The following is a 10,678-nucleotide window of genomic DNA, read 5'->3' as shown; positions in this document are numbered from 1 at the left end:
GCCCAGATCCCCGCAGTCCCCCGCCAGGACACCCGCATCGCGGGCCCTTGGCAGCTGCCCGGCGACCCGGTCGCCTGCCGCCGCGCCCGCAGCGCCGTACGGTCCGTGCTCGCCGAGTGGCACTTGGACCACCTCTCCCACACCGCCGAACTGCTGGTCAGCGAGCTCGTCGGCAACGCCCTCCGGCACACCGAGGGCCCCCTGCAACTGACCCTGGAGCGCCGCCCCGCCCTGCGCTGCCGCGTCGAGGACGGCAGCCGCCGGATGCCCCGCAGGCGCACGGCCTCGCCCGAGGACGAGGACGGCCGCGGCCTCGAACTCGTCCACCTGATGTCCAGCGAGTGGGGCGTGGACCACACCGCCCGCGGCAAGTCCGTCTGGTTCGAACTCCGCTAGTGGCTCGGACTCCGCAGGCGCCGAGGCCCTCCGGGGGGATACGACCGGGGCTCCACCGGGGGGAACGCGAACCGTGAGGTCCGCTCCGCCGGGCCCGGTGGCGGCGGTATCGGGGATCGGCCTGCGGCCGGAGCGGCGCATGTGCCACGGTGACCGCATGACGTGGAACGGAGACGAGTACCAGGCCAGGTTCGACCACATAGCCGCCGAAGGAGGAGACGTCCACGGCGAGGCCGCACTGGTCCGCTCCTTCGAGCCCGCCACGGTCCTCGACGCGGGCTGCGGCACCGGCCGGGTGGCCATCGAGCTGGCCCGCCACGGGATCTGCGTGGCGGGCGTGGACGTCGACGCGTCGATGCTCGCCACCGCCCGGCGCCTGGCGCCGGAGATCCGTTGGCACCGGCGCGACCTGGTCGGACTCGCGCTGGGGCGGTCCTTCGACGTCGTGGTGATGGCGGGCAACGTGCCCCTGTTCACCCCGCCGGGAACGGAACCGGCCCTGGTGGCCGGGGTGGCCGGCCACGTCCGTCCGTCCGGCCGTCTCGTCGCCGGGTTCTCCCTGGACCGCGGTTACACGCTGGACGACTACGACGCCCACTGCCGTGCGGCGGGCCTCGCCCTCGAAGCCCGGTACGCGACCTGGTCCCGGGACCCCTTCGCCGGCGGGGAGTACGCCGTCTCGGTGCACCGCAGGCCCTGACCGGCGGCGCCGCTGCCTGACCGCCCGCCCGCCGGTTGTCGACCGCTCGGGCCTGACCGCCTGCCGCCGGCTCGCCGGCTGTCCGGCCGCCCGCTGCCGGGTCGGCGCTCAGGGCAGCGCGTTCCGCAGCGCATCGGCCAACTCCGCAGGACGGTCGCGCAGCAGGTTGTGCCCCGCGGCGATCAGCGCGGTCGTGTGCCCGCCCGTCGTCAGCCCCGACCACGCCGCGACGTCCTCCTCGGCGACGGTACGGTCCTCGGTGCCGCGGATGGTGAGGATCGGTGCCGCCACGGGTGTCCACCGCACCCCTCCGGTGAGGTGTTCGTGAGTCGCCCGGTAGTCGGCGCGCAGAGCCGGGGCCACCATCTCCAGGACGTCCGGCGCGGCCAGCAGCTCTGCGGGCAGATAGCCGTCCGCCACGACCTGGGCGAAGAACTCCTCGTCCGGGCGGTCCCAGCAGCCGGCGGCCGTCCGGACGGATGTCCCCGGCGCCTGTTGCGCCGAGGCCGCGAGCAGGAGGGGGCTCTCCGGCTCCAGCGCGCGGGCCGTCTCGTAGGCCAGTACCGACCCCGACGAGTGGCCGTAGAGGACGATCTGCGCTCCGCCCGCGTGCGCGCGGACGGCGCCGGCCAACTGCTCGGCCAGCGCCGGGAGATCGGAGATCGGCTCCTCGTCCAGCAGCGACTCCCTACCGGGCAGGCGGACCGCCACGGGGTGGAGGTCCGGCAGCAGGGCGCGGCCCAGTGCCAGCACCGCGCTGACGCCCGCGCCCGCGTGCGGGAACAGGTACGCCACCCGCCCGGGCCGCTCGGCGGGCACGAGGTCCACCAGCCAGTTCTCGCTCACCGCGACCCCTTCCGCTCCGTTGTGCCCAGGGCTCCCGCGAGGGCGTGGAGGTACGCGCGAGCGGTGTCCAGAAGACGTACCGCCCGGCCCTCGTCACCCGCGTACGCCAGCCGCAGCGTCAACTCGCCCCCCTTCGTGTACGCGCTGAACTCCCAGTGGAACGGCCTGGGGTTGCCCGGACCCCGGTCGCCCCGATCGGGCAGCGGGACCTCCACCAGGCCGTCCTCGCCCCGATCCCGCGCACCCGTGAACACCGATCCGAGCTCCCCCAGGTAGTTCACGCTCACCCACGGGCGGTCCGCTCCCGCGAGCCGGGCGCGCACCGCGGTGTCCGAGGTGCCGTAGCGCAGCAGGCCGTGTTCGAGGCCGGCGCGCGAGCGGGCCGCCCGGGCGCTGTCGAGCACCTTGCGCGGCTCGGCATCCGCCGCGGCGTCGACCAGCACGGGGGCCAGCGCCGTGAACCAACCCACCGTCCGCGACACGTCCCCGCCGTCGACCGCCTCCTCACGGCCGTGCAGCTCCACCACCGCGCGGACCGCGCGGCAGCCCAGATCGGCCGCGACCGCGCCCGCCGCCGCGGCCAGCACGGCGTCGGCCGGGTGCGCGCCCTTCGCCCGCAGTCCGTTGAGCAGGGCGCCGGTGCGCGCCGGGTCGAGCGTGCGCCCGATGACGCGGGTGCCGCTCTCGTACGTGGTGGGCGGTGGGCGGAGGGCCGTGCCGGGAGAGTCCTGCCACGCCGTGAGGTCGGCGCGCCGGGCGAGGGCGTCGGCGTGGCTGCGCAGAGACCGCGCCCACTGGTCGTAGGCGACGGGCACCGGGGGCAGGCGGACAGGTTCTCCCGCGGCGCGGTGGGCGCAGGCCAGGCGCAGGTCGTCCAGCAGCACGGCCCACGACAGCACGTCCACGACGAGGTGGTGCGCGGTCAGGACCAGCAGCCGCCGGTCCGCCCCGTCCTGGATGAGAGTGGCGCGCAGCAGCGGTCCTGCGGCGAGGTCGACAGCGCGCCTGGCCCGGCCGATCGCGGCGGACACGGCCTCGTCGCCGTGCGCCGCCACGTCCTCGAGGTCCACGGTCTGCGCCGTCGGGTCGCCGACCTGCTCCCAGCCCGTTTCCCGTTTGCGGAAGCGATGGCGCAGGACGCCGTGGTGGTCGGCGACCGCGCGGATGGCGTCCCGTAGCGCCTCCGAGGGGAGGGAGTGCGGCACCCGCAGCGCGACCGACTGGTTCCAGTGGCCCGGGTCGGGCAACTCCAGCTCGAAGAACCAGCGTTGGACCGGAGTCGGCGGGATGGCCCGGCGCCGGGCGAAACTCGTGCTCACGGCGGTCGCCCCGGCGGCCGAGGTGGTGACCCGGGCCAGCGAGCGGATGGTCGGGTGGGTGAACAGGTGCCGCCGGGTGACCTGCAGCCCCCTTTCCGCGGCCTTGGTGGCGATCCGCACGGCCTGCACCGAGTCGCCGCCCAGCGCGTAGTAGTCGTCGTCCAGACCGATGCGGTCGATGCCGAGGACCTCGCGCCACACGCTCGCCAGCGCCGCCTCGACCTCGGTCATGCCCTCGGCGGTCGTGTCTTCGGCGGTCGGGGCCGCGGCGGCCGGCTCCTCGGCGGTCGGGTCCTCGGCGGGCGCGGGCGCCTCGGCGCCGGAGGCCGCCGGCATCGGGGAGGTCCGCGCTGCCTTGCCGTCCGGGGTCCTCGGCAACCTCGCCCGCAACAGCAGCCGCTCGGGCAGCAGATGAGCGGGTATCTCGTGGCGCAACCGGTCCATCAGCCCGCTCTCGGACACGCTCCCGTTCGTCTCCACCACCGCAGTGGGCCCGCAGGCTCCGCCCCCTGGAACGACCGTGGCCGCCCGTACGGCGGGGTGGCCGCGCAACACGCGCTCGACCCGTGCCGGGGCGCGGTGGTAGCCGTCCTCGGAGTGGATCTCCGCGACACGGCCGAGGACGACCAGCCTCCCGTCCTCCAGGACCATCCCCGCGTCTCCCGTCCGCCGCACCCGGGCATCCGGAAGCAGCGGGTGCGGGAGTGCGGGGGCCTCCCGCACCGCGCCGACCGGTGCCGACGCCTCCTCCGCGCCGACGCAGATCTCCCCGGGCACGCCCGCCGGGCAGGCGCGACCCCACGGGTCCACCACGCACAGCAGCGAACCTGCCGGGGGCCTGCCCACGGACACGATGCCCGTGACCGGTTCCGCGGCCCCCGCGAGGTGGTCGGCGGGCACCTCTTCCTCGGACACCGCCGGCCCCCACTCGATGCCGCCGTACGCGTGCACGAGACGGCCGCCGGGGGCGTGGGACCGCCAGCGGCGCACGAGGTCCGAGCCGAGCGTCTCGCCGCCGACCACCAGGGTCCGCACCGCGAGGGTGCCGCCGTGCTCCTCCAGACGGGAGAGGAGGTCGCCCAGTTCGGTGGGGGTGACCGCGGCCGAGACGGCCACCCGCCCGCGCGCCAGCGCCGCCAGCCGCGCGGCGGGAGCCAGGGGCACCGCGGCGTTCCCCGCCGCGAGGGTGGTGAGCAGGTCGACCGCGAGCCGATCGGCCGGGCCGCGGGCGATGAGCACCTCGCCCCGCTCGCCCCCACCCCGCTCGCCCTCGCGCACCGCGCCGGCGAGCGCCCGGTGCGTGAGCACCATCGGACGGGCGCTCCCGGTGGTGCCGCTGGTGCGCACCACCAGCGCGGGAGACCGGGGATCGGCGGGGCGCTCCGCCGTGGGCGCGGGCGGGGCGCCGACGCGCGGAACGCCGGCGTCCGGGCGCACCACGGGCGTCTCCGGGACGGCCGCGCTCCCCGCCATGTCCACCAGGGCCGACACCCGTAACCCGGACAACTCGGCGGCGACCACGGAGTCGTCGCCTTCTATGAGGGGGGCGCAGACCAGGCCCGCACGCTGCACCCCCAGGCACGCGGCGGCCAGGTCGGCCGGCCGCTCGGCCCGCACGGCCACCACCGCGGAGGGGGCGAGGCCGGGGTGTGCGACGAGCGCGGCCGCCACCACGCCCGCGGCCCGGTCGATCTCGCCGTACGTCGCCGTGTCCGCGCCGTCGATGACCGCCGGAGCCGCGGGGTCGGCCTCGGCCCACCGCCGTACGCGGTCGGTGACCGGTTCGCGGGGGCGCGCCGGAGCGGGGCGGCCCGGGCCCGGGGCCGGCGCGGACCGTGCCGCCGACTCGGCGCCGGGCGCGGGCAGTGTGCCCAACTCGGCGTCGGGGGCGGCCAGCAGGGTGTCCACCAGGGCCTCGAACCGGGCCGCCCAGCGGCTCACGGTGGCCCGGGTGAACAGGTCCGCGTCGTACTCCCAGGTGATCGAGATCGAGTCGTCGCCCTCGAAGACCGCGCCCGCCAGGTCGTAGACGGCCCCCGTGCGGCCCAGCGCGACCGTTTCCAGGGTCAGTTGGCCCAGGGGCACGCGGACCCCGTCGCGGTCGGCCGACAGCAACTCGCCCACCTCGCCCAGGGCGGGGTCGTGCGCGGTGTTCTGCCCGAAGCCGACCTCGACCAGCGGGGCGCGCCCGCGGTCGCGGGGTACGCCCACCGGGCCCAGCAGGCTCTCGAAAGTGACATCCCCGTGCTCGAGCCCCGCCAGCAGCGTCTCGGTGACCGAGTCGAGGAGGGCCGAGAACGACTGGTCGGCCGACAGGCGGACCCGGTGCACCACGGGGTTGGCGAAGTAGCCGAGCACGTCGGCGAATTCGGGCCTCTCGCGGTTGGCGGTGTTCACCCCGACAGCACTGTCCGCGCGTCCGGTGCAGGCGTGCAGCAGTACGTGGAACACGGCGAGCAGCACGGCGAACGGGGTCGTCCCGTTGGCGCGGGCGCACGCCCGGACGGCGGCGACCCGCGCCCGCGGCAGGTCGGCGCGCAGCGCGGCGCCGCGCTGCCCGCGCACCACCGGACGCGGCCGGTCGGTGGGCAGATCCGCGGGCGGGGGCGGGGGCGTCAGCTGCCGCACCCAGTGCGCGAGGCCCTCGGCGCCCAGGGGCGTGCCCGCCCGCGTGAGCGACCATGCCGCGAAGTCGGAGTAGGCGTTCGCGGGCGCGGGCAGGTACGCCTCGCCGCCGGTGCTCTCCGCCGCGTAGAGCACCGCCAGCTCCCGCAGCATGATGATCATGGACCAGTAGTCGGTGATCAGGTGGTGCTGCGACACCACCAGCACCGGCCCTCCGGGCGGTCCGGTGTAGAGCCGGACGCGCAGCGGTGGCCGCGCTGTCAGGTCGAAGGGCTCGAAGGCCGAGCGGACCAGGTCCTCGCGGTGCGTGTGTTCCCAGGCCGGCGGCACCGGCACGACCGCGAAGTCCACCCGCGCCTCGGCGGCCACGTGCTGTACGGGGGACCCGTCGCGCAGGGGGAAGGCGGTGCGCAGGGCCGGATGCCGGTGGGCCAGGGTCGTCCACGCCCGCCGCAGTGCCTCCGCGTCGCAGCCGCCGACCAGGCGCGCGGCGAAGGCCACCACGTAGGCCGACCCGCCCAGGTCCAGCTGCTCGGCATGCCACAGCGAGAGCTGGTTCGGGGCGAGCGGGAACCGGCCTTCGACCGGTCCCTGAGGCACCGGGTCGGAGTCGGCCCCGGGCCCGTCGAGCCGTTCGCCGACCTCGTGGGCCAGCTCCAGCAGTGCGCGGGGGCCCAGGATCGAGGGCAGCGGCAGCCTCACCCCCAGCTCCCGGTGCACGGCCATCCGCAGCCGCAGCGCGGCCAGCGAGTCCACACCCGCCGCCCGGGCCGGGGCCCCGGGGTCCACCGCGCCGGGTGTCGTTCCCACCACCTCGGCCACGCTGCGGCACAGGTGGTCCCTGACCGCGGCGTGCCGCCGCTCCGGGGGCAGTGCTGCCAGCCGCTCGCGTACGCCCGGCTCCATCTCGCCCCGCTCGTCGGCGAGCAGGGCGGCGAGCGCCGCGCGGCGGACCTTGCCCAGCGGGGTGCGCGGCACCTCGGCCACCACGCGTACGCGCCGGGGCACCGCGTGGGAGGGCAGGCGCCGTGCGCAGTGCGCGAGGAGCTCGGCGGGCTCGGCCCGTGCGCCGTCGCGGAGCCGTACCGCCGCGACGAGCAGCGCTCCTCGGCCGGGCAGCGGAACGCCGGCCACCCCGGCGTCGGCGACCAGCGGGTGGTCCGCCAGCACCCGCTCGACCTCGACCGGATTGACCTTGTGCCCACCGGTGTCGATCAGCACGCGGGACCGCCCGACGACGGTCAGTCTGCCGTGCGCGTCCAGGCTGCCCAGGTCGCCCGTCCTGTGGTGGCCGCTCCCCGGGTCGTTGACCACGGCTCGACCGGAGACAACGATCTCGCCCGTGGCGCCGGGCGGCAGGGGAGCGCCGCTCTCGTCGACCACCTGGACTCGCGTGCCCTCCAGTGGTCTGCCGACCGTGCCGGGGGAGGGCTCTCCACCGACGTCCCAGCAGACGCTGCCCGCCTCCGTGCTGCCGTAGGTCTGGCGGACGGGGAGGCCGAAGCGCGCCTCGAAGCGCCGTGCCACGGCCGGGTCGAGGAAGTTGCTCCCGGACAGGCACAGGCGTACCGCGCCCAGTTCGACGGGGGTTTCGGCGGGCAGGTCGGCCAGCGCGTCGAAGAGCTGGGGCACGGCGATCAGCAGCGTGACGCGGTGCCGGGCCAGCGCCCGCACCACGGCGTCCACGGAGGACGCGCCCGCGCTCCGGTCCGGCAGCACCAGCGTGGCGCCGGAACGCACCGCGGCCAGCAGGCAGCAGAACTGCCCGAGCGCGTGGAACAGCGGCACCGGGCAGAGCAGGACGTCTTCGGCGGTGATGCCCGCCGTCGCGGTGGTGTTGCCCGCCTCCGCGACCTGGTGGGCCTGGGTGCGGAGGACGCGTTTGGGCTCGCCGGTGGAGCCGGAGGAGAGCGCGGTCACCCAGGGGCCGTCCGCCCCGGACGGCGGGTGCGGCGTGCCCGGCGGAGTCCGGGGGAGGGGACCGTCCACGGCGAGGACGGGGCAGTCGGCGAGCGCGGCCACGGGGTGTCCGGCCGAGGTGACCACCACGGCCGGGCGGCTCTCGGCCAGCCGCCGCCGCAGCACCTCCTCCGGCTGGTCCGGATCGATGGCCTCCACCGTGCAGCCCGCCTCGGCCGTGGCGAAGTAGGCGACCGCGAACTCGGGCCGGTTGTCCAGGGCGAGCAGCACGTGCGTACCGGGGGACGCGCCCGTGCGGCCCAGCGCCTCGGCGAACCGGGGCACGGCCGCCGCCAGTTCGCGGTAGGTCAGCGACCGCTCACCCTGGACGACGGCCGTCGCGCCGGGGTGGGCGGTCGCCGTGGCCGTGACCATGTCGAGCACGGGGCTCGCGCTCACCGGGTCTCTCACCGGGTCTCCTCCGCCAGCCGCTCGGCCAGCTCAGCTGGGGTGGGGTGGACGAACACGTCGCGCGCGGTGACCCGCAGGCCCAGGCGTCGGCCGATCTCGGTCACGGCGGTCACCGCGCGCGCTGAGTCACCGCCGTGCAGGAAGAAGTCGGAATGGACGGTGAGACCGGTGACGCCCAGCACCCGCTCCCAGACCCGCACCAGCTCCTGCGGGGTCGGTGCCGGGTGCGGCGGACCCGACCGGGCCAGCAGCAGCGCCCGCCGGTCGACCTTTCCCGAGGGGGTCGTGGGCAACCGGTCGACCGCATGCACCTCGGCGGGCACCATGTAGCCGGGCAGCAGGCGGCTCAGATGGGCGCGGAGGCCGGCGGCGTCGGCGTCACCGTGCCCGGGGTGCCACTCCACGAAGCACACCAGCCGCTCCGCGCGGCCCGCCTCGTCCGTCGGGGCGGCCACCGCCGCCCGCCGGACCGCGGGATGGGTGGCCGCCGCACTCTCCGCCTCGCCCAACTCGACGCGCCTGCCGAGGAGTTGCACCTGGTCGTCGAGGCGGCGCAGGAACTCCAGGTCGCCGGACGGCAGTTCGCGGACCAGGTCGCCCGTGCGGAAGCAGCGCTCCCCGTCCACCTCGACGAACTTGCGCGCGGTGCGCTCGGCGTCGCCGAGGTAGCCGATCCCGACGGTCGGACCGCCCAGATACAGCTCACCCGGCGTGCCCGGTGCGACCGGTTCGCCCCGCGGGCCGCGGACACTGGCCCTGATGTGCGGCAGCGGTGTGCCGATCGGCGGCAGGATGCCCCGGTCGTGCCACGCGGAGACGTCGCAGAACACCGCGCCGGCGACGGTCTCGGTCGGCCCGTACTCGTTCAGGACGCGGCTGGCGAAGCCCGGCGGGGGATAGGCGGCGAGGCGCTCGCCACCGGTACGGATGAGCCTTACGTCGCCCAGGTCCGCGCCGTCCAGGCGGAAGATCGACTCCAGGAGCAGCGGGGGGATGTAGGTCTGGGTGATGCGGTTGACCCGCAGCCAGTCCACGAGCGCCCGCGGCGACGAGCGGTCGGCGTCGGACGCGATGTGCACGGATGCCCCCGTGCTCAGGAAGGGCCAGAGCTCGTCGATGGTCACGTCGAACCCGGGCGAGCCGATCTGGGCGCCGGCCTCGCGCGGCGAGGCGCCGACCAGCACGGCGTACGCGGTGACGTAGACGTCCATCGCGGCACGGCTGATCAGGGTGCCCACCGGCGGCCCCGTCGATCCCGAGGTGAACAGGCAGTAGGCGGGGTCCTCCGGCCGGGCGCCCGGATCGAGCCGCGGAGAGCCGCCCCGGGCGAGCGCGTCGGGCCGGACAGCGGGGACGCCGCCGGACGCGGCCAGTTGCTCGTCGTCGGTGACCAGCAGGGCCACCGCGGCGCGGTCCAGCAGCAGGCGCAACCGGTTCGGCGGCTGGGACTGGTCCAGCGGCGTGAAGCAGGCGCCCGCGAGCAGCACGGCCAGTTCGAGCACGAACAGATCCGCGGTGCGGGGCAGCACCAGCCCGACCCGGTCCCGGGGGCCCACGCCGAGAGCCGTCAGGGCACCCGCCGCCGCACGGGCGCGGGAACCGAGTTCGGCGTACGTCAACCGGGCGCCCCGGTGGTCGGTCAGCGCCACGGCGTCCGGAGCCCGGCGCACTTGGCGCGCCACGGCGTCCAGCAGGTCCATCGCTTCCCCTTTCTGCGGGACCGGCGTACGGCTTTCTGCGGGACCGGGCATACGGCGGTCCTGGGCGGCCCCCGGTCGGCCGGGGGCGGGGGCCCGGCCCAGCCCGGGCGGGCCCTTGGGGAGTTCAGGAGCGGGTGCTGGTGGGCATCCTGCGCCCGACTTCCCACTCGTCGAACCACAGCGGGGTCTCGGCCAGTTGGAAGGCGCCGCCCGGCGCGGCCTCGTACTGCCGGTAGTGGTGGATCGAGGTGAGGTAGACGTGGACGGTGGCCGCCCAGTGCTGCTCCTCGTTGACCATCAGGTGCAGTTGCTGGTCGTCGCCGGGCAGNNCCTCGTGCCGGGTGACGGCGTACTTGATCTCCTTGGTCTCGCCGGTGAGGGCACCCACCACGCCGATCGTCTCGTCGTGGTCGTGTATCGGGCTCCCCTTCCCCGGCCCCCAGAACACGAGGACCAGCTGGTAGGCGTCCTGTGGGGAATTCAGCAGCAGCCGCGTGTAGTTCCCTCTCGGGCGGTACTTCTCGGCGAAGCGCTGGTTCTCCGGCGAGGTGGTGAACTTCGCGAGGGCTCCGGAGAGTTGATCGATGATCTGCCGGCGGGTGAGCTCGTCGGCCTGGCTCTTGGTCCGCGAGACCGCGTCGATGAGTGCGGTGACGTCCATGGGTCACCTCCACAGGGGAGTCGTATGCCGAAGTGCGGGAGCACAGGTGGTGCGCGCCGGC

At 75.8% G+C, this 10,678-nt stretch carries 6 protein-coding genes; 2 read left to right on the top strand and 4 right to left on the bottom strand.

The genetic code is table 11. From position 1 onward, the window contains the following. Nucleotides 1–396 (top strand): ATP-binding protein (locus tag AOK16_RS16275; protein ID WP_169790902.1); only part of this gene is annotated, 396 nt, incomplete at its 5' end. A 157-nt stretch (nt 397–553) separates the two neighbouring features. After that, nucleotides 554–1,096 carry a class I SAM-dependent DNA methyltransferase gene (locus AOK16_RS16270; protein WP_055472964.1) on the top strand — a complete coding sequence of 181 codons (543 nt, stop codon included), beginning with the start codon at nt 554–556 and terminating at the stop codon, nt 1,094–1,096. Nucleotides 1,097–1,204: 108 nt separating this feature from the next. On the opposite strand, the gene AOK16_RS16265 is transcribed toward AOK16_RS16270, so the two are convergent. The 4 genes from AOK16_RS16265 to AOK16_RS29295 form a co-directional block, all read right to left on the bottom strand. Further along, entirely contained in the window at nt 1,205–1,942 is a 738-nt protein-coding gene (locus AOK16_RS16265) for a thioesterase II family protein (RefSeq protein WP_055472963.1), read from the bottom strand. Next, nucleotides 1,939–8,256, bottom strand: a complete 6,318-nt coding sequence (locus AOK16_RS16260; protein ID WP_157859233.1) for a condensation domain-containing protein — start codon at nt 8,254–8,256, stop codon at nt 1,939–1,941. Before AOK16_RS16260 ends, AOK16_RS16265 begins: the two co-directional genes overlap by 4 nt. Next, a complete protein-coding gene (locus AOK16_RS16255) occupies nt 8,253–10,007 on the bottom strand; it encodes a non-ribosomal peptide synthetase (RefSeq protein WP_079101451.1) in 1,755 nt (584 codons plus the stop codon). The genes AOK16_RS16260 and AOK16_RS16255 overlap by 4 nt, the downstream gene beginning before the upstream one ends. Before the next feature lie 279 nt (nt 10,008–10,286). Further along, the coding region (locus AOK16_RS29295) for a cupin domain-containing protein (protein ID WP_478072197.1) at nt 10,287–10,617 on the bottom strand (331 nt) is incomplete at its 3' end. Between the last annotated feature and the right edge of the window lie 61 nt (nt 10,618–10,678).

The organism is Streptomyces pathocidini (genome assembly GCF_001418495.1).
Lineage (GTDB): Bacteria > Actinomycetota > Actinomycetes > Streptomycetales > Streptomycetaceae > Streptomyces > Streptomyces pathocidini.
Note: the sequence above shows the minus strand (reverse complement) of the source record. Positions and strands in the feature narration are given on the sequence as shown.

Coding starts and splice junctions, on each gene's coding strand:
- AOK16_RS16255 (WP_079101451.1), bottom strand. CDS start 10,007: ATGCCCGGTCCCGCAGAAAGCCGTACGCCGGTCCCGCAGAAAGGGGAA.
- AOK16_RS16270 (WP_055472964.1), top strand. CDS start 554: ATGACGTGGAACGGAGACGAGTACCAGGCCAGGTTCGACCACATAGCC.